The organism is Wolbachia endosymbiont of Anopheles demeilloni, assembly GCF_018491735.2.
GTDB lineage: Bacteria > Pseudomonadota > Alphaproteobacteria > Rickettsiales > Anaplasmataceae > Wolbachia.
Genome location: NZ_CP084694.1, coordinates 1,070,298 through 1,088,316, shown reverse-complemented (window position 1 = coordinate 1,088,316; position 18,019 = coordinate 1,070,298). Strand labels below are relative to the sequence as shown.

General features: G+C 33.7%; 16 protein-coding genes, 2 tRNA genes, 4 pseudogenes and 1 riboswitch. Of the genes and pseudogenes, 6 read left to right on the top strand and 16 right to left on the bottom strand.

The window, feature by feature from the left end; translation table 11 throughout:
* Positions 1-487 precede the first annotated feature (487 nt).
* From JSQ73_RS05830 to pgsA, 8 genes are all read right to left on the bottom strand, one after another.
* Positions 488-1,168 carry a thiamine diphosphokinase gene (locus tag JSQ73_RS05830; protein ID WP_214250078.1) on the bottom strand — a complete coding sequence of 227 codons (681 nt, stop codon included), beginning with the start codon at positions 1,166-1,168 and terminating at the stop codon, positions 488-490.
* Positions 1,140-1,424, bottom strand: a complete 285-nt coding sequence (locus JSQ73_RS05825) for a SemiSWEET family sugar transporter (protein WP_214250056.1) — start codon at positions 1,422-1,424, stop codon at positions 1,140-1,142. The genes JSQ73_RS05830 and JSQ73_RS05825 overlap by 29 nt, the downstream gene beginning before the upstream one ends.
* Positions 1,413-1,515, bottom strand: a riboswitch (TPP riboswitch). Its footprint overlaps the gene before it by 12 nt.
* A 76-nt stretch (positions 1,516-1,591) precedes the next feature.
* The gene (locus JSQ73_RS05820; protein WP_214250055.1) at positions 1,592-2,461 is read right to left on the bottom strand and encodes an SPFH domain-containing protein; all 870 of its coding nucleotides are present in this window, start codon (positions 2,459-2,461) and stop codon (positions 1,592-1,594) included.
* On the bottom strand, positions 2,445-3,494 hold the full coding sequence (locus JSQ73_RS05815; RefSeq protein WP_214250054.1) for a M23 family metallopeptidase: 1,050 nt from the start codon (positions 3,492-3,494) through the stop codon (positions 2,445-2,447). Before JSQ73_RS05815 ends, JSQ73_RS05820 begins: the two co-directional genes overlap by 17 nt.
* The gene (locus tag JSQ73_RS05810; protein ID WP_214250053.1) at positions 3,491-4,231 is read right to left on the bottom strand and encodes a YebC/PmpR family DNA-binding transcriptional regulator; all 741 of its coding nucleotides are present in this window, start codon (positions 4,229-4,231) and stop codon (positions 3,491-3,493) included. Before JSQ73_RS05810 ends, JSQ73_RS05815 begins: the two co-directional genes overlap by 4 nt.
* Positions 4,232-4,238: 7 nt before the next feature.
* Positions 4,239-4,925, bottom strand: coding sequence for an outer membrane protein assembly factor BamD (bamD, locus tag JSQ73_RS05805; RefSeq protein ID WP_214250052.1), 687 nt, complete (start codon positions 4,923-4,925; stop codon positions 4,239-4,241).
* Positions 4,926-4,992: 67 nt separating this feature from the next.
* Complete coding sequence (locus JSQ73_RS05800; RefSeq protein WP_214250051.1) at positions 4,993-5,949, bottom strand: hypothetical protein; 957 nt, start codon at positions 5,947-5,949, stop codon at positions 4,993-4,995.
* 99 nt (positions 5,950-6,048) lie between these two features.
* Positions 6,049-6,591, bottom strand: coding sequence for a CDP-diacylglycerol--glycerol-3-phosphate 3-phosphatidyltransferase (pgsA, locus tag JSQ73_RS05795; RefSeq protein WP_214250050.1), 543 nt, complete (start codon positions 6,589-6,591; stop codon positions 6,049-6,051).
* Between the two features lie 119 nt (positions 6,592-6,710).
* Here pgsA and JSQ73_RS05790 point away from each other — a divergent pair, with 119 nt between their 5' ends.
* Genes JSQ73_RS05790 through grxD form a run of 3 tightly spaced genes read left to right on the top strand, consistent with a single transcriptional unit; the run spans position 6,711 to position 8,627 of the window.
* Positions 6,711-8,030 carry a malic enzyme-like NAD(P)-binding protein gene (locus JSQ73_RS05790; protein ID WP_214250049.1) on the top strand — a complete coding sequence of 440 codons (1,320 nt, stop codon included), beginning with the start codon at positions 6,711-6,713 and terminating at the stop codon, positions 8,028-8,030.
* A gap of 38 nt (positions 8,031-8,068) precedes the next feature.
* The gene (locus JSQ73_RS05785; protein WP_214250048.1) at positions 8,069-8,287 is read left to right on the top strand and encodes a BolA/IbaG family iron-sulfur metabolism protein; all 219 of its coding nucleotides are present in this window, start codon (positions 8,069-8,071) and stop codon (positions 8,285-8,287) included.
* Between the two features lie 16 nt (positions 8,288-8,303).
* Positions 8,304-8,627 carry a Grx4 family monothiol glutaredoxin gene (gene grxD / locus JSQ73_RS05780; RefSeq protein WP_214250047.1) on the top strand — a complete coding sequence of 108 codons (324 nt, stop codon included), beginning with the start codon at positions 8,304-8,306 and terminating at the stop codon, positions 8,625-8,627.
* A 269-nt stretch (positions 8,628-8,896) separates the two neighbouring features.
* Here the strand turns inward: grxD and JSQ73_RS05775 are convergent.
* From JSQ73_RS05775 to carA, 6 genes and pseudogenes are all read right to left on the bottom strand, one after another.
* Positions 8,897-9,979 (bottom strand): annotated as a pseudogene (locus JSQ73_RS05775) (efflux RND transporter periplasmic adaptor subunit).
* 75 nt (positions 9,980-10,054) lie between these two features.
* Positions 10,055-10,186 (bottom strand): annotated as a pseudogene (locus JSQ73_RS05770) (IS5/IS1182 family transposase); the annotation flags it as partial.
* Positions 10,185-10,322: pseudogene (locus JSQ73_RS05765) on the bottom strand (GTP-binding protein); the annotation flags it as partial. The pseudogenes JSQ73_RS05770 and JSQ73_RS05765, both read right to left, overlap by 2 nt.
* A 78-nt stretch (positions 10,323-10,400) precedes the next feature.
* Positions 10,401-10,471, bottom strand: a tRNA-Gly gene (locus tag JSQ73_RS05760).
* 4 nt (positions 10,472-10,475) lie between these two features.
* Positions 10,476-10,557: transfer RNA gene (locus tag JSQ73_RS05755), tRNA-Tyr, on the bottom strand.
* A gap of 114 nt (positions 10,558-10,671) precedes the next feature.
* Positions 10,672-11,754 (bottom strand): glutamine-hydrolyzing carbamoyl-phosphate synthase small subunit, encoded by a 1,083-nt coding sequence (gene carA / locus JSQ73_RS05750; RefSeq protein WP_214250013.1) that lies wholly within the window; start codon positions 11,752-11,754, stop codon positions 10,672-10,674.
* 196 nt (positions 11,755-11,950) lie between these two features.
* Between carA and JSQ73_RS05745 the strand changes: the two genes are divergently transcribed.
* Together JSQ73_RS05745 and JSQ73_RS05740 are read left to right on the top strand one after the other, a co-directional pair.
* Complete coding sequence (locus JSQ73_RS05745) at positions 11,951-12,562, top strand: SDR family NAD(P)-dependent oxidoreductase (protein ID WP_369409688.1); 612 nt, start codon at positions 11,951-11,953, stop codon at positions 12,560-12,562.
* Between the two features lie 273 nt (positions 12,563-12,835).
* Positions 12,836-13,273 (top strand): annotated as a pseudogene (locus JSQ73_RS05740) (hypothetical protein).
* A 777-nt stretch (positions 13,274-14,050) separates the two neighbouring features.
* Here JSQ73_RS05740 and fsa read toward each other — a convergent pair.
* Positions 14,051-14,692, bottom strand: coding sequence for a fructose-6-phosphate aldolase (gene fsa / locus JSQ73_RS05735; RefSeq protein ID WP_214250012.1), 642 nt, complete (start codon positions 14,690-14,692; stop codon positions 14,051-14,053).
* Between the two features lie 413 nt (positions 14,693-15,105).
* Between fsa and JSQ73_RS05730 the strand changes: the two genes are divergently transcribed.
* A complete protein-coding gene (locus tag JSQ73_RS05730; RefSeq protein ID WP_214250011.1) occupies positions 15,106-17,388 on the top strand; it encodes a coiled-coil domain-containing protein in 2,283 nt (760 codons plus the stop codon).
* Between the two features lie 287 nt (positions 17,389-17,675).
* On the opposite strand, the gene JSQ73_RS05725 is transcribed toward JSQ73_RS05730, so the two are convergent.
* Complete coding sequence (locus tag JSQ73_RS05725) at positions 17,676-18,017, bottom strand: F0F1 ATP synthase subunit epsilon (RefSeq protein ID WP_214250010.1); 342 nt, start codon at positions 18,015-18,017, stop codon at positions 17,676-17,678.
* Positions 18,018-18,019: the final 2 nt, after the last annotated feature.

The window sequence follows — 18,019 nt, the reverse complement described above, 5'->3', positions numbered from 1 at the left end:
TGATACCGTCTGCTACGCGAATTGCCCACAAACCACAATGTTCGTACAGCTGTGACTGGAATGACAAGAAAGGGAGCAATGACTTGCACATTCCCCTGAACAGATACCTTGATACATTAAAGTTTCTAGGTTTGAGTAGTGAAATCCGATCAGTATGAAAATTAGCAAACTCCTTTTTATTCGCTGCAGAATAAAATTTTTTATTTTAATGAAAAAATTGCTTCCGCATACTCAAGATGCCATTATAATGATGGTAGAGATATTTAGAGAGCTCAAAATCTATCTTGGTCTGCAGACCTTTTAACCAATTTTTCAATAAAAATTCAGCAACATCTGTTGTGTGTACATTCTGAATCTTTTTTATACAGGAGGATTTTATGTCCAGAATTCCAGATATTTGACCTTTACTTTAGCTAACAACAGGCGCCTGTAGTTTTTAGAATTAGTGTTAACACGGTTTTTCTATTTTTTTTCTTAATGTTTTAACTCAATACACACCATCATCATTTACTGCTTCTAAATATATCATTGCTAAACACATGCCGCTGTGTATTTCTATAGATAACTCATTGCCTAAACTTCGATTAAAGCAAGAACTCTTTCCTGGAAAAGCAAGTTTACTAAGGTACAGTTCCCATTTTAATCCTTTAGTTGATATTTGAGCTTTCGGTATACCAAGTAAGGACATTTTAGTATTTTTTAGCAAAAAGGAAAAATAGGTAATACCCTTTTGTAAGGTGTACCCCACCATGGAAGGCGAAGGCATATAAAAGATACTATCTGTACTTGAAAAAATGTTGATATTTTGTAGTATATGATCAATTGCTCCTCCAGTAATACCCGTTACTATTGATGGCAATAACTTTACTGTTTTTAAGTGAGCCATTGCTTTAGAAAAATCGCAATAATCTTGATCAGGTAGATATACTGTATTTAAATTAGCACGTAAATTCGGATTTATACTATCCAAAGCTCCTATTACAAGATCAGGTTTTACGCCAATTGATAGAAGCTTATTTGCTCCTCCATCTACAGCAATAACAGGTATATCTTGTTTAAAAAACGATGAATCAGGCATTTCTCCATTTAGTACTACAATAGAACGATATTCTTGCTCCACGCTACAATCTAGCATATGGTTATAAAACGCTTCGTGCAGTTTTTGCATCGTAGTAACATTTTTGAACAATTGATATTATACTGATCACTAATCCAGCAATATTACTGAGTATCACAAAAGTTAAACCCTGACAAATATCGTAAATAAGCCAAGATGATGAACAAATAAGATAATTCACCAGCATTAGCATCGATACGTCACGAGTAAGTTTTGTGATATATGCTTTATATACTTGAGGCAATAACCCAATGAAAGATGTAATGAACGCGATGAAGCCAAAGCATTCTTCAATATTTATATACATACATTTTCCTACGTTTGTTTTAACAAGATCAGGTTCAAAGGGTTGTACTTTATGTACTCTCAGCTTTTTTAGAGCACCCCTAATGCGTGTAATTTATAACATCATTTAGTCTATTAATCAAGAAATTAATAATGACTTGCATTCATGAAACCCAATCGGCTTCTATGCTAATTATTATCCAAACTAATAGTCGGCTGTGCATCCTGCTCAGAGATCAGAGCAACTAGCAAATTATTTATCAATTGAACCTTTTGTTTTCCATCCAATTGTAAGCTTTTATTTTTTTCAAAATGGGCTATTACTTCTTCGATAATTCCTATTGCATTTTGCACTATATGCTTTCTTGCAGAGGTGATGGCATGCGCTTGTTGACGCCTCAGCATTGCTTGTGCAATCTCAGATGAATAGGCCAAATGCGATATTCTTGCTTCTGCAATTTCAATTCCAGCAATATTCAACCTTTGTTGTAGCATTGATCTCAATTCATTTGAAATTTTATCAGAATTTTTACGCAAAGATTCCTCATCGTTTTCGCTATCATACGGATAATTACTTGCCAGTTCTCTAATTACCGAGTCACTTTGCACAAAAACGAATTCATGATAATTATTAACATTATAATATGCCTTTGCAGGATTGCTCACTCTCCAAACAATTACTACTGAAATCTCTATCGGACTTCCATTAGCATCATTAACTTTAATTTTTTCTGTATTGATATTCTGAAATTTCAGAGAAACTCTATATTTACTCAAAAACGGAAGCGTTACGCATATTCCAGACTTAAAATAAGTTCCAATATAATGATCAAAAAACTCTATCACTCTTGCTTCATTAGGGTCATTAACGAAAAGTGCCTGAAGAAAAGTCAAAATTGAAACAGCAGCAACTCCAAGTGCAATTGTGCTGTCATACACAAAAAGTAGCAATAACACTAATCCTAGTACTATTAGTGCAGGAAAAGCCCGAATTTTACTTAAATTTCTATCACTTATCGTATTTTTATCTGTGCTGTCTTTATCAGATTGCTTTTTCACTTGCACCCTCTCTGCTGATTATTTCATCTACCTTACTTACAAATAATTTAAACTCTCTTAATTCACGATCAGGCAACTTTATCTCATTGCCATGAGCTATCGTAAGCGGATCAATATGTTTACCATTATATATAACTTCATAATGTAAATGAGGTCCTGTTGCAACACCAGTGCTGCCAACATAAGCAATGATTTGTCCCTGCTTTACTTTAGAGCCTAACTTTATATCGCTACTAAATTTGCTTATATGTGCGTAACAAGTTGAATATTTATTGTTGTGCTTTATTTTGATGTAATTCCCATAGCCACCATTCTTTCCTATATATTCTATTACACCTTCTGCAGTGGCGTGTATAGGAGTGCCAAGTTTAGCTGCATAATCTACTCCTTTATGAAAAGCAATTTTACCATGAATGGGATGCTTTCTATTACCAAAATTCGAGGATATACGAAAATCTCCGTTTAAAGGACTTACAAAAATTTCGCTACTCTTCAAGCTTACCCCCTCTTTATTAAAATACTCTTCTTTGCTGTTTTGTGACTCATAATAATATAAACTTATAGCTTTATTGCTTGTTGTGAGTGAAGTATATAAAATTTTTTCTTCAGCCTTCTGATCACTCTCACAAAGAACTTCCAACTTGCTTTTGGGCACAATGTCTTTTTTAAAATCTACACCATAATCTTTATATATGCTGATTAATCTCATTATTGTATCTGGCGCCAAACCTCCTGCATCAAAAAAAGAGGATTTTATGTCACTGGATATGAATAACAACTTTCTATCACTTTCTATCACCTCAAAATCCTCTCCTGTCATTCCAGCACTTAACCAGTTTTTATTATACAATCGCTTGGTGTGTCCATTTGTAATTGAATTCCAGTGTCTGGGCACACAACTGCACGAATATTGCAATTTGCAGGCGGTGTCATTCCAGTGCTTGACACTGGAATGACAATAGTCTTTCTGCGCAAATGTTTCAGTTGCATATGCTGGTAAAATACAAAGCAGTGGAAGTATTACCAGCCTCATAATTTATCAGCAAAAATAAAATTACCTTCAACATACTGCACATCATCATTATCTTCTAGCTCTTCAACTAATATAGATAATTTATCAATTAATTCTTTGTCGCTAACTTCAATCAGGTCCTTTGGTTGCCATGAAAGACGAGCAAGTTCTGGTTCTCCAAATTTTGTATAGAAAGCGTCACGTACTTTACCAAAGTCTTTTACTTCACAAGTTATAACATATAATTCTTCTTTGTTATTTTCCTCAACATTCAATACTTCTAATTCAATTCCATAGTTAAATAAATCTTCAAAATTTATACCCTCTGCTTTACAGACAATTAACCCTACATGATCGAAAAGGTAACTCACACATCCTGTTTCTCCCAAATTACCGCCTTTGCGAGAAAAGATATAACGTATCTCAGAAGCAGTTCGGTTGCGATTATTTGTCAGAGCATGGACAATAAGTGCAGAACCAGAAGGTCCGTAGCCTTCATATTGTATTTCTTCATAACTTTCTCCAGCAACGTTACCAGCTGCATTTTTTATTGCTGTTTCTATTTTATCTTTTGGTAAATTTTCCTTTCGCGCAGAAAAGATAGCAGAGCGAAGACATGGATTGAGTTCGGGATCAGGCAGACCTTGTTTTGCAGCAACTGTTATTTCCCTAATGAACTTCGTAAATTTTTGCGAGCGCTTTGCATCTTGAGCACTTTTTCGATGTTTTATATTTGAAAACTGTGAATGACCAGCCATAAGAAAACTAATTCACCCCTTCTACTAACATATTTTCATACTGCTCAGCTTCTAAGTCAAGGCCAAGAGCTAAGTGAGCTGTTATTAAATAACTAATAACTCTAGAAGAATATTTAGAATCTTTATCGCTTATCATATTTTGAAAACGCTTAATTGCTGCTAAATATTCACCACGCTTTAGGTAAAATTCACCAATAGAATACTCTTTTTTTGATATATGTTCTGTGATTAATTTTTCTTTTTCTTTGATCTCTTCTATATATTCGCTATTCGGAAAAAGATTAATATATTCAGTAGCTAGCTCTAAAGTTTTATATGCAATTTGTTGCCCAAGCTGCACTTTGTTAATTTGCATGTAATAAGATAATACTCTTAAGTAATATACATATGGCAAATCTTCACCATTTGGATAAACGTATATATAATCATCCATATCACTTACAGCACCGCTGTATTTACCCATATTATAGTGAGAAACCCCAGACAATAATTTGGCTTTCATTGCCCAATAAGATAAAGGATACAAATCCTCTATCTTTTGAAATGCTCTAATAGCTTGCTTATATTTTTTCTGATCATAAAGCTTAACTGCCTCCTCATATAGTTCAGTTTCAGTGTGTTCCAGATAATTCCCATATAACTGCGTAAAGGGGCAATTCAGAAGAAAAAAGCATATGATTAAAGTCTTATACATAAGATTTTTTTTGATCAAAATAAAGTATAGACTAAATATTACCTAAATAAATAAATTTTTGGCATTATCATCGAACGAAAAGCGGCTCTTGGCCAACATTACCTATATTGCTCGCACCACCACCTATTGCAACACCCTTTCCGCTCACTTCTATATTCTCTAGCTTTCTAATATAAGAATGTATGCTCAATCCACTTCTGACCATCAAAAGAGCAATACCTACTAGACCTAAAACAGGCCCAACAGAAGATGATGCTAATGCTACTTCAGAAATCAACATTATCTTCCTGATTAGTAATAAAGAAGAACCAGCAAGCATTAACTTAGCTACAGACATATTGCTTATCTTTTTTTCAGATTTCTCATCAAAGCCTTGCTCTTTTTCTAACTCGTGTTTTGTACTTTTCTTATACTCACGATAGCAGAAAGTAGCACTTGCTACAAAGTAGAATAAACTAGACATTGAAAAAGCTACGTCTCCTATTATTCCTTGCTCCAATGCTTCACCTACTATGCTAGCCACAATAACTAATGTAACTAAAGCAGCATCAGCATAGTTAAAGTAATCATCAACGGTACAAGGAAGGTCTCTCTTTTCTTTTTCTACTGTTTTCCCGCTTTCAATATTCTCCAATTCTCGTTCTTTTTGTGCTATTTTTCTATTATTATAAATTAAATATAGCGTGCAAATAAGGGATAAGACTGTGAAAGGTAATATAGTATGGCCTAATGCGCTGCTTATAAGGCCAAGTAATACCTGATCGCTACATGTTTTTTCGAGCTCAATTGCCATCAATAATGCAAATGTAACCATTGTTACCAATGATACACATTTCCTATGTAGCTCTCTTTTTTTTAGTGTTAATAGCTCTTGTTCGAGCTTTTTGCTTTTTTCTTCCTCTCTTTCTTTTCTGACTTCTTCATCAACTGTTGGCCAAAAATCCCAGAAAAAATCTTCCATTTTAGCACCTTTTTTACCTTTGGATCTTTTTAAAAAAAACTTAGTGCCTATAATACTAGTCATATGAACAGACCAACTTATGAACTAATACATTATATAGGATTTTAATTATTAAGTCAATGTTATAAAATAATTAACTTTCTTTGTATACTCTTAAACAACTTAGTCAATCTGTTTGATGCCAGCTAGAACGTAATTATAGCCTGACCACATAGTCATAACAGCTGCAGCCCATAAGCAAATCACACCTGCATATCGAATTTTCTCATAATCACTCATTATTAGCGCTACCACAGCAATCATCTGCAAAAATGTTTTAATTTTTCCAGCCTTACTCACAGGTAGGCGAACGTTTGTAGCTATCAAAAACTCCCGCATACCTGAAACTAATATCTCCCTACAAACAATTATAACTGACGGTATAATTGTAATATCATCTATCTTGTGCTTATAAACTAGCATGATTATTGTTGAAGCTACTACTAACTTGTCGGCAATTGGATCAAATAACTTGCCAAAATTCGATTGGACTTTCCATGCACGTGCTAAATAACCATCAAAAAAATCTGTAATGCACGCAAACATAAAGATCAATATTGTTATTAGACTTGCATATTTACTTTCTATATAAAAGCTTGATATTATTGCCGATATCGCGAGCGCACGAGAAATTGTTAGCAAATTAGGCACGTTTTTCTTAAGCATGTAAGTCACACTATTGGTAGATAAACTTATACAGAAGTACAGCAGAATTCACAAGCTAATAGTTGAACATTCATAAAAACCCCATATACTTAAAAAAGTACCAACAATAAGCTCAAAGCATGAATAATGATTTAGATAACACCACAAAACAAGAAGCACTTAAGTACCATAATAAAAGTGGTAAACCTGGTAAGGTATCGATCATACCGACAAAACCCTTATCCACACAGCATGACCTATCACTTGCTTATTCCCCTGGTGTTGCAGCCCCATGCCTTGCAATAGCTAAAAATCCTAAAGCTGTTTATGATTACACGGCAAAAAGCAATTATGTGGCTGTCATTTCAAATGGCACCGCAGTGCTGGGACTTGGCAATATCGGTCCTCTTGCTTCAAAACCCGTCATGGAAGGCAAAGCTGTTTTATTTAAGCGTTTTGCTGACATTGATGCAATTGATATAGAAGTTGACACAGAAAACATAGAAGATTTCATCAATGCAGTAAGGTATCTTGGTCCAAGTTGGGGGGGAATAAATCTAGAAGATATAAGATCTCCTGATTGTTTTATAATAGAGAAACGTCTAAATGAGTTGATGGATATTCCGGTGTTCCACGATGATCAACATGGCACTGCAGTAGTTGTTGCAGCTGGTATAAAAAATGCACTCGATATTGTTGGAAAGAAATTAGGAAATGTAAAGATCATCATGAATGGTGCTGGAGCAGCTGGTATTGCGTGTTTGGAAATACTGAAGTCTATGGGTGCTAAGAACATAGTACTATGTGACAAACAAGGAGTAATACACAAAGACAGAAAAGAGGATATGAATGAGTGGAAAGAAAAATATGCAATTGACACTAAAGAACGTTCCTTGCTCGATGCCATAAAAGATGCTGATGTATTCCTCGGACTCTCTGCAAAGGATGTGCTCAGTGAAGGAATGTTAAAAAGCATGGGTAAAGACCCAATCATTTTTGCTCTTGCTAACCCTGATCCAGAAGTAAGGCCTGAATTTGCAAAATCTGTAAGGCCAGATGCAATAATTGCAACTGGTAGATCAGACTATAACAACCAAGTCAATAACGTAATGGGATTTCCTTACATATTCAGAGGAGCACTCGACGTACATGTAACGACAATAAATGATGAAATGAAAATTGCTGCTGCAGATGCAATAGCAAAGCTTGCCCGCGAATCAGTGCCAAATGAGATATCTGCAGCCTATGGCGGTCGTAAAATGAGCTATGGACGTGAATATATAATACCTACTCCATTTGATCCAAGATTAATTTCTATAGTATCTCCTGCTGTTGCAAAAGCTGCAGTTACTTCAGGTGTGGCAAGAAAGGAAATAGAGAACTGGAATAAGTATGAAAGCCAATTAAAATCTCGTCTTGCTAGTGCTCTAAGCACGCTGAATCTATTGTCTTCACAATAATTAATTGCATATTTTAGACTTATAATTAAAATAAACTGATGACCATTACAATTCATGAGTTAGAGAAAATTATCAAACAATCATTTCCTGATGATGATATAAAGATCAAGGACCTTGCTGGAGATGATGATCACTACCATTTAAAAATAACTTCCAAGTGCTTTTCTGGAAAGACAAAAATAGAACAACATAGAATGGTATATAAGGCTCTTGAAGGTCAGTCTATACATGCATTGCAACTAGAAACTGGAGCTTAAAATTAAGGTGATATTTATGAACAACTTTGAACAAATAAAAAAAGACATAGCAGAAAACGATATAGTGCTGTATATGAAAGGCACTTCTGACTTTCCTCAATGTGGATTCTCTGGACTCGTCGTGTCAATTCTCAAAAAATTGAATGTAAAGTTTAAATGCATCAACGTACTTGAGAATGATGAAATACGTCAGTCCATAAAAAGTTTTTCTGATTGGCCAACAATTCCACAATTATATATAAAGGGAGAATTTGTTGGTGGCTGTGATATAACTCGCGAGATGTATGAAAAAGGTGAATTACAAAATTTGTTAAAAGAAAAAAAGGTCATTGCCGAGTAAGTTTACACAGCAGAGTGGCAAAATAAAAACATAGTGGCAGTGTCCAGACACTGCCTTCTTTTCTGGATTTCAGTGTCAGCTATTTGAATGATACCCTTTTAGTAGCACACACACAACTGTACAAATATTGTGATTTATACCTCAAAAATGCGAGTAGCTCATTTAGTGTCATCTCAGGTGAGATCCAGGAATATTGAGTTTTTGATGAGATTATGGATTCCAGCACCACACACTGGGATGACAGGATTCGTTGTCATGTTACATTCGAGTTATACTTTATCACCAGGCTTAACAAATAGATGACCCAATGTTATTAACTTTATAGGCTTACTTTCATTATTTGCGACTACCCAAACTCCATCGTCTTCATAATCAACAATTTCTATTGCTGTAAATACTACATAATTATTATCATCAACAATCTTTATTCCAAGAATACCATCGTCATTTAAGCTTAAGGCCGAAGAAGGAATTTTATATGCAAATCTTTCACCTGAAGGGAGGCTTACACTAGCAGTCAGTCCTTGCAAAGATATAATCTCATTATCAGTTACCTTTACCTCCACTCTATAAGATCCAGTTTTAGGCTCAGCAATTTTACTAATAAAACTCACTTCACCTACTAATTCCCTTCCGTCTAGCAAATTAATTTGCGCTGTGCTACCTAGCTTTATTTTATTTACTTCATTTTCTGAAACATATAACACCACAAGAACCTGATCAAAATTAACTATGTCAGTTATCTTATGTCCAAGATTAACAAAATCCCCTTCATTTACGTTGATCTTATCTATATAAACATCAATAGGAGATTTAATCGCAGTGTTTTCTAAATCCAATTCTAGCCTTTTTAGGTCAGCTTTTGCACTCTGGAATGCAGTAAAAGCTGATTCCACTTTTATCTGTGCTCCATAGCCTTTTTTATTCAATTTTCGAGAGGAATCATACTCAATTTTACGCTGATTTAATAAAGCTTTGGCTTTCTCAACTTGTGCAACTCTGTCATAATCTTCTATCTTTAAAATTACATCGCCTCTTTTTACTTTTTCACCATCAGACAAATAAATAGCAATAACTTGACCACTTGTTCTTGAGACAAGGCTTGCCCTATGCAAGGGATTTACTATACCAGAAAAATTTAAATATACAGTGCGATTTTGTGGAGTATAATCCTGAGTTTTTACTGAAAAACTACTAATTGGATTATCACTATGAACCGCCTGATCTTTTTTTTAAAATGTACTGTTGATAAAAAACAGTAGAATAAGAGCAATATTGGAAATGATGATTACTTTGTTTCTCATCCTTAAACAGTAAAATTTATTGACCGATCTTGTTAGAAATAACTGCATAAATTTTCAAATATCAGAAGTATAAGTATAATACATCTATTGTCACTCTATAAACAGTTTTACGTAAGAACCTGTTCATAATCTTTTCAGAAGCAAAGCAGCGAAAGCAAGAACGACCATTTGCAGGCTAGTGTTGAGTTTCCGCTCGCAATTTTTCCAAAGTCGCCTACATTTTTGCAACCAGGCAAAAGAAGATCTCTCAACAATCTATTTGATCATATGCTACAAAGTTACCATAGTGCTTTGTTATCGCCGCTGTTAACGTTGTCTTCCCATGATCCACATGTCCTATCGTTCCCACGTTTACATGCGGCTTTCCAAATGCTTCTACTATCGCTGTCATAATCTTAACTCTTCTACCTAAAATACAAATACATCAATAAATAATATGTTGATTTTATATAAATACAACAAAAAAAAGAGCGGATAGTGGGAATCGAACCCACGTCACTAGCTTGGAAGGCTAGAGCTCTACCATTGAGCTATACCCGCACAATGGAGGAGGTAGGATTCGAACCTACGTACGCAATGCGGACAGATTTACAGTCTGTTACCTTTAACCACTCGGTCACTCCTCCACAAAAATCTGTTAAGAGAACACTACCTTAACTTAAGCTTTATTATTCCTAATATTAAACATCCAAATCCAAAAGATCAAGTAATAAAAGCTAATCTAACTGATTTCAGTTAGATTAGCTTTTATATAAAAAAATATTGTCAATAAAACGCCTAAATAAATAATGTGAATCATGTGTACCTGGCGCTTCTTCTGGATGGTATTGAGTAGAAAAGATTGGGTAATCCTTCATCATTATCCCCTCTACACTATTATCAAATAGAGAAATATGAGTAACTTCAACGTTACTTGGAAGAGAAGCTGAATCAACAACAAAACCATGATTTTGGCTAGTTATCTCAACTTTTTTACTCTCTAGATCATAAACTGGATGATTACTCCCTCGATGACCAATATCCATCTTGACAGTCTTTGCTCCCAAAGTAACTGCAAGTAATTGATGGCCCAGGCATATGCCAAAAACTGGTATTTTAGATTTCACAATAATTTCTATTTCTGAAATTACACTCTCTCCTATCTCTTGTGGATCACCAGGGCCATTTGAAAGCACTATACCATCTGGATTCATGCTTAATATTTTGTGAGCAAAACCTATATCTGGTTTGACTAATTCAACCGTACAATCAAGTTCTACTAAGCGTGAGATTATACTATTTTTTATACCGAAATCAACAATTACAACCCTATATTTTGCATTAAGAGCGCTTTGAAAGTTATTACTTAAACTGACTTTCTTAGTTATTTCTATTCCATTTACAGATTTGTATTTCTTCAATTCATCTAATATATGTGCCTCACTTGACGGACATATCATTCCATTTTGAGATCCATGTTTTCTCAAATATCTCGTCAAAGCTCTAGTATCAATTCCCGATATCCCAACTACATTATTTTTCTCCAACCAATCATTTAAACTAATATATGAAGAAGAGTGAGACATAATAGAAAGTTCACGCATAACCACACCACTTGCAAAAATTTTCTCTCCTTCATTATCTTTGTGATTTATTCCAACATTACCAATATGAGGAAAAGTGAACGCTATGATTTGATTAGCAAAAGAAGGATCGGTTATAGTATGTTGATACCCGGTCATACCAGTGATAAAACAAACTTCACCTATACATTTGCCCTTTTTACCTACCGATCTTCCCCAAAAGCACTTGCCATCTTGTAAAACTAAAGCTGCATCCTGCATTTAATTCTCTCAACTCATTTAAAATATTATATAAGAATTTTAAATTACAAGTAAGTAAATACTAAATTTCCCTTTAAGTTTATATAAAATTCAAAATTATAAATAGCTTTCTTTTTTTATTATTTAGCAAAATTATAGCAAACTTAACTTATGTGAATAGGCAATAGTCATTACATTCATACTTCACGTTATGTAAATTCACATAGATAGAAAAATTTGTCTCATTACAGGAGCATCATCTGGCATTGGAGAAAGTCTAGCACGGTTGCTCATTAAAGATGGATGGTTTGTGATTGGCATTGCAAGACGCACTGCAAAACTGGAAAAATTAAAAGAAGAATTAGGTAGTAATTTTTTACCTATAACGTGTGATGTAAGCAAAAGTGAAAATATTAAAAACTCGTCTGATTTTTTAAAAAAGCAAAATATTATACCAAATCTCTTTTTTCTTAATGCAGGATGTGGCGAAATAGAAGATAAGTTTCATACCAACATTCATAGAAAAACATTTGAAACCAATTATTTTGGCGTTATCAACTGGATTGAAGAATGGATTCATCATAATTCCTTGGCAACTTTTGCGGTTATATCTTCTCTTGTTGCTATGCATGCAACACCACATGCTTCTGCATACTGTGCCAGCAAAGCAGCACTAAAAAGTTGTTTTCAATCACTAAAAATCCAATATGCTAACAGTAGCACAAAGTTTATCACTATAATGCCAAGGCCAGTAAAAACAGATATGTTTAAGTCTAATAAACCACTTCTCTTCATATGGGAGCCAGAAAAAGCTGCAGCATATATTTAAAAAAGTATATTTAAAGGAAAGAAAGTTATAGCTTTTCCAATTTTCTGGCGGTTATTTTTTCATATTTTACAAATTATTCCCACTAAAATGACTGCAAGAATCTTACGATAATCACCAAATCTACTATCTTGTAAAGCTAAAGCTCTTCAAAACTCAATAGCAAGCTTCTCCACACAAAAACATCTTGACTATCGCATGTTTCATATTATATGAATAAACTGTTAATGAAAGTGGAGGTTTGCAACGCCTAATAATACAGATCAATCTAAAAAAATAAATGAGAAATGGTCATTTATAGGAGGTGCTTCATTGTTTCTTGTAATAATGCTACCATCAATTTTTCTCTTAGCAAAAATAGCTACGATGTTTGTTATAATCTCAACTACAGCAATAGCAATAAAAATTGCCTCAAAAGCAATATCAAACGTTTTAGAGGATAAAGAGAATCAATCAACATAAAATAAAATTATAAACCTAGCTATTGGAGCGGTGTCCATACTTGCAGGCGGGCTATCATTACTTATTACAGCAAAAGTTGGTTTCATCGCAATATGTTCAACTATAGCTAGTTTAGCTCTGTACGAATATATTAAAGATGAAAAAATAGGTAAGGATATAAATGATAAATTCGATGAAATAGCTAATAATACAACTGAGTTTTGCGTCAACAGCATTGAAAAACTTATTCCATCACAAAGTTGTGAAGTGTAATCTTTTGTTTATAAATTTTTAGATGCATGGCTAATGTATAAACACTGAAATCAGCACTTCCTTTCTTGTTATCCTAGTAATGGCTTCCATCATCAAAAATGTTGTATTACTTTTATACTCGCAAATCTAACTGAATTCCAGTACTGGAATGACATTACCCTGAATGGAAATCGGTGCGTGATGTACATCTGTATAGAGATTAAATATGTCATTCAGGTAGCCTCTTTGTTATCATTCTAGTACTGCCATTCTATAGGTAACAGCTGTACCTAAAACTCCTCTCTTGTCATTTCAGCACTTGATGCTGGAATCCAGAAAACTTAATTTCAAACCAGTACTTTCCCTCTTTTCATCCCAATTTCCAAAATGTTACTCCAGTACTGAAATCCAGCTTTTTATAACTATCGAAAACACTGTATTACTTTAAAAATTTAACTAGATATAATTACTTGCATGGCACGTTCGTAAAATTACGATAAAAAATTACTTGACAAACTCTAATAGTTTTGTTATCCTTCACAGTGAAGGCGTTACTAGAGCTTGGAATCTATCTTCGTCTGCAGATTTTTCAATTCAATTAATCTATAATCTTCAGTTAAAATATATTTTAGCTATACTTCGATCGTAGATGTATACATTTTTCTGAATCTTTTTTTATTAATAGGAGGATCATTATGTTTAAAATTCTGAATTACGCATATCATTAACCTGCATGTCTTTAAGGGACAGATGGTACCTATGTCCTTTTTATATTATATTTTATAGCAATATCATGTATTACTTTACGCCCCAGTCTTTTTCAAATATTGCGAGCCCTTGATCAGTAAGTGGATGATTAATTAACTGTCTAAGTATTTTTGCTGGTACAGTAATTGAATGAGCACCAAGCCGTGCAGCTTCTATTACATGTGCTGGACTTCTTACTGATGCAACAAGAACTTTTGTCTTAAAATTATAATTAGAATATATAGTGCATATATCTTCTATTAGCGATAAGCCATCATAGCTTATATCATCAAGGCGACCAACAAAGGGAGAGATAAAACAAGCACCGGCCTTAGCGGCAAACAGTGCTTGTCCAGGAGAAAAACATAATGTAATGTTAGCAGGTATTTTATCTTCTGTCCACAACTTTTTACAAGAAATTAATCCTTCATGTGTAAGGGGTAACTTTACTACGATATTACTAGCTACTTTCGCTAACTTCAGGCCTTCCTTAACCATATCTTCATGGCTATCTGCAACAACTTCAACACTAACAGGCCCTTTTATAATAGAGCATATTTCACTTACTAAATCTTCGTATTTATCTTTATGCCCAGACTTTGCTATTAAAGAAGGATTAGTTGTTATGCCATCAATGAACTCTTTTAGCTCCTTAATTTCATGTAAATCAACACTATCAAGAAAAATTTCCATATTATTGTCAAAACCTATTTTTACAAAATATTGTCATCTTTGAAAAGTATTAAATAAAATCGGATTTTTAACTCAACTCAATTTTCAGTCCGTTAGGAAAGAAAATATTGCACTGAGACACAGTATAGCGCTTTCCTTAATTGGTTGCATTTTATTAACAGAATTAGCATAACCAATTTCTGAAATTTACTAGCTTTACGTTCAATAGAAATTCTTGCATAGCCTAAAACTTAGTGTTACTATTAGTATAGTAACACAAATAGGTAGTGAGGAACAATAAACAAAACGACTAAGGTCGAGTTTAATGCTCGCAATTAAATTCAATTAAAAAGGTTAATATAAAAGGAGTTTTGATAGCTTAATCACTCCTAAAGTAAATATATTATCAGAACAATAGTAATAGGGGGTATACTATGTCAACAAATTTCCCGACATTGAAAAACATATTAGCAGAGCTAAAAAGAAAAAATAGCATTACTGTTTTAGAAGAACATTGTCAGGAAAAATGGGAGATTTATGACTTGCTCATGGATTTAACAAATGATGAAAATTTTAAGCAAGCATATATAGATCTATCTTTCAACAAGAGCTTTAAAAAAAACTTTATAGAATTAGCAAATCAGGCAAAAAAAGCTGTAACTAAGTATTTTAGAGACAAAGACATAGACCTTCGAGCTTTTTATGTAAAAACTAACAATTCTGATAAAGTGTTAAACATTAATCTTATTAATTACAATAGAAGTGAGCCTATAAGAATTAGTGATATCTTACAGCAAGAAAGGAATATCAGCACATTGAATATCTATTGCGATAAAAAGCATGACATATACGCTTATCGCAAAGGTAAGGAAAGACATTATGAATTTAAAGAGGATGCATATTATGAAATGACAAGCACTTGGCCTGTGCAGGACAAGGATGGAAAAACTGTTACCTGTACTATGGTTATGAATGTAAGTAATTCTGGTATAACTAAAGTACTACAGTTTAATGGTAAAGATTTTGAATCGCCACCTGAGGAGTTTTTGGAATTAATAAGACAAAATGAAGAATTATATATTCAAGGTCTCTCTCTACATGACGCTGTCAAAGCATTATTGGAGAAGAATAAAGATGCTCCAGCTGTTATTAATCTGCAAAATAATGAACATATCGTAATCAATAAAGATGAAAAGATGAAAGATCTTGAAAATGATGCTAAAAGCAATCCTATTCTTTCTTTCACTAGCAAAAATGTATCAGAGGTTAATCCACAGCAGATTGCAACTCAGGCAATTGCAACTCAAACAGAAGTTAATTCACAACAACTAGATCAAAAGCTTACAAAAGCTGAACAAGAAATTAGAGAATTAAATGAGCAAAGGAACGAATTACGATATAGGTTCGAAGATGCTGAGCAAAAATTTGAAGAGTTAAAAAAGCATAATAGTGATTTACAGGATAAACTTGGAGAAGAAAAGCAAAAAAATGCAAAATTACAAACTGAACTGACACAAAAAGATGAAAAATTAGCAAATATATCAACAGAGCTGCAAGAAAGAGCGCAAGAACTTGAAGGTGCATATGAAGAAAAGAAAGACCTGAAGAAAAAGTTGGAAATTGCCAATGCAGGAAAAGAAGAGTTGATAAGTGAGTTAAGAAAATTGCACGAAGAATTAAATCAACTAAAAGAAGAAAAGTATAGTTTGGAAGACAAGCTTGATCAATTAGAACACTATAGCAATAGTACAAAAGAAAGCAGTGAGCAACAAATATCAGATTTGAAAGAAGAGTTATTATTACTGAAAGAAGCAAATCAAATGTTAAAAGCAAAGCAAGTAGAATCAGAACAAGAACTCGTGGAGGCTAAGCAAAAAATTGAGGAATTGGAGGAACAGTGCAATGATTTACAAGTTGAGTGTAAAGAAAAGGAACAAAGACTTGAGAAAGAAATGAGTAAAACAGATGAGCAAATAATCCAGCTCAATAAAGAGCAAGAGCAGAAAATTCAAGAAATTTATGGAAAAAATAAGAAACTGGAAGAAAAGGTAGAAGAACTGAAGGAAAAGCTAAAAACTGCTAATGCAGAACAAGAGAAACTACAAGGTAAATTGAACCAATTTGAAAAAAAAGAGGAAGAGATAGAGGAAGCAGAACACATGATAAGTGCAAGGGATAAATGTATAGCGAGTTATAAATCTCAAATACAAAATTTAGAAAATGAGCATAACGCACATTTGGAATCTGATGAACAAGAGGCAGATCAGCTAACGTGGGATTTTGAAACGTTAAAGAACGAGCTAGAGCTTAAAGATGAGCAGATCGAGACAATAAGAGGGCAATTACGGCAGGAGATAGAAGAAGAAATAGTTAATAAGTACCGTCCATCACTGGAATTAAAGTTTAAAGAATATGAAGATGAGATTGAAAGATTAATAAGAGAAAAAAAAGAGCTAAACGATAAAGTACAATACTTTAATAACGAAGTAGAACTGTTAAGTCCAGTAATTGATAAAGTACTTGTTAATAAAAAGGAAGTTTTTGATAATAATTCAAAAATGTTTTACCAGCTTACAGAGGAAATTGATGATTCAGAAAAAAAACCTAGGTCTTTAAGCCTTGATAGCGCATTTCATAGCGATCACTGTAATTCACTTCTAGACTTAATCAGCAGTCCATCAAAGGTGTGTAGCCAAAGTCAGCGTGGAGGTGTTTAATACTGTTCAGATGCATATGAAATCAGTGCTTCTTCTTGTCACCCAACTCTTGTCATCCCAGTGCGTGACACTAGGATCTGGACATAAAAACATTTGCAAATTATGCAATGGACAACAGATTCTAGGAACATATGTTAAAATCATATCCATGATGAAAATAAGATAGATCCCAGTGTCACGCACTGGGATGATATCCTTCTAATGTTCGTACAGTTGTGTGTCAGCTACTTGAACGACAAACATTGAGATGACAAGAGTAGACTTATTTCTTGAACAAAAAAGAGCCCCTAAAGAGATTTGACATCAAGATAACTTAAATATATACCAACTCCCTTATTTTTTAATGATTCCTCATCATGAGTCAGGTGATCAAAAACCTGAATTTGATTTGTTACAATGCTACAATCATTATTTACGACCTCTAATATACCATTGTCAATTACAACTTTCTCCTTTATCTGGTTACTCATTTGAACAGTAATTATACCAGGCAATAAATAAATTAAATAAGGGGAATGGCAGGCTAAAATCATCAATTCCCCTTCAAGCCCACTCACTGAAAGCGAAACCACTTCATCGAATGAAATTCGATTATCAGGAGAAAAAAACTGCACCTTAAAAGTGTTCATAA

Excerpts from the sequence above, each read along its gene's own strand:
- JSQ73_RS05785 (WP_214250048.1), top strand. The coding sequence starts at position 8,069 with ATGACCATTACAATTCATGAGTTAGAGAAAATTATCAAACAATCATTT.
- JSQ73_RS05830 (WP_214250078.1), bottom strand. The coding sequence starts at position 1,168 with ATGCAAAAACTGCACGAAGCGTTTTATAACCATATGCTAGATTGTAGC.
- JSQ73_RS05730 (WP_214250011.1), top strand. The coding sequence starts at position 15,106 with ATGTCAACAAATTTCCCGACATTGAAAAACATATTAGCAGAGCTAAAA.
- pgsA (WP_214250050.1), bottom strand. The coding sequence starts at position 6,591 with ATGCTTAAGAAAAACGTGCCTAATTTGCTAACAATTTCTCGTGCGCTC.
- fsa (WP_214250012.1), bottom strand. The coding sequence starts at position 14,692 with ATGGAAATTTTTCTTGATAGTGTTGATTTACATGAAATTAAGGAGCTA.
- JSQ73_RS05810 (WP_214250053.1), bottom strand. The coding sequence starts at position 4,231 with ATGGCTGGTCATTCACAGTTTTCAAATATAAAACATCGAAAAAGTGCT.
- grxD (WP_214250047.1), top strand. The coding sequence starts at position 8,304 with ATGAACAACTTTGAACAAATAAAAAAAGACATAGCAGAAAACGATATA.
- JSQ73_RS05825 (WP_214250056.1), bottom strand. The coding sequence starts at position 1,424 with ATGTATATAAATATTGAAGAATGCTTTGGCTTCATCGCGTTCATTACA.
- JSQ73_RS05815 (WP_214250054.1), bottom strand. The coding sequence starts at position 3,494 with ATGAGGCTGGTAATACTTCCACTGCTTTGTATTTTACCAGCATATGCA.
- JSQ73_RS05725 (WP_214250010.1), bottom strand. The coding sequence starts at position 18,017 with ATGAACACTTTTAAGGTGCAGTTTTTTTCTCCTGATAATCGAATTTCA.
- JSQ73_RS05800 (WP_214250051.1), bottom strand. The coding sequence starts at position 5,949 with ATGACTAGTATTATAGGCACTAAGTTTTTTTTAAAAAGATCCAAAGGT.
- bamD (WP_214250052.1), bottom strand. The coding sequence starts at position 4,925 with ATGTATAAGACTTTAATCATATGCTTTTTTCTTCTGAATTGCCCCTTT.
- JSQ73_RS05790 (WP_214250049.1), top strand. The coding sequence starts at position 6,711 with ATGAATAATGATTTAGATAACACCACAAAACAAGAAGCACTTAAGTAC.
- carA (WP_214250013.1), bottom strand. The coding sequence starts at position 11,754 with ATGCAGGATGCAGCTTTAGTTTTACAAGATGGCAAGTGCTTTTGGGGA.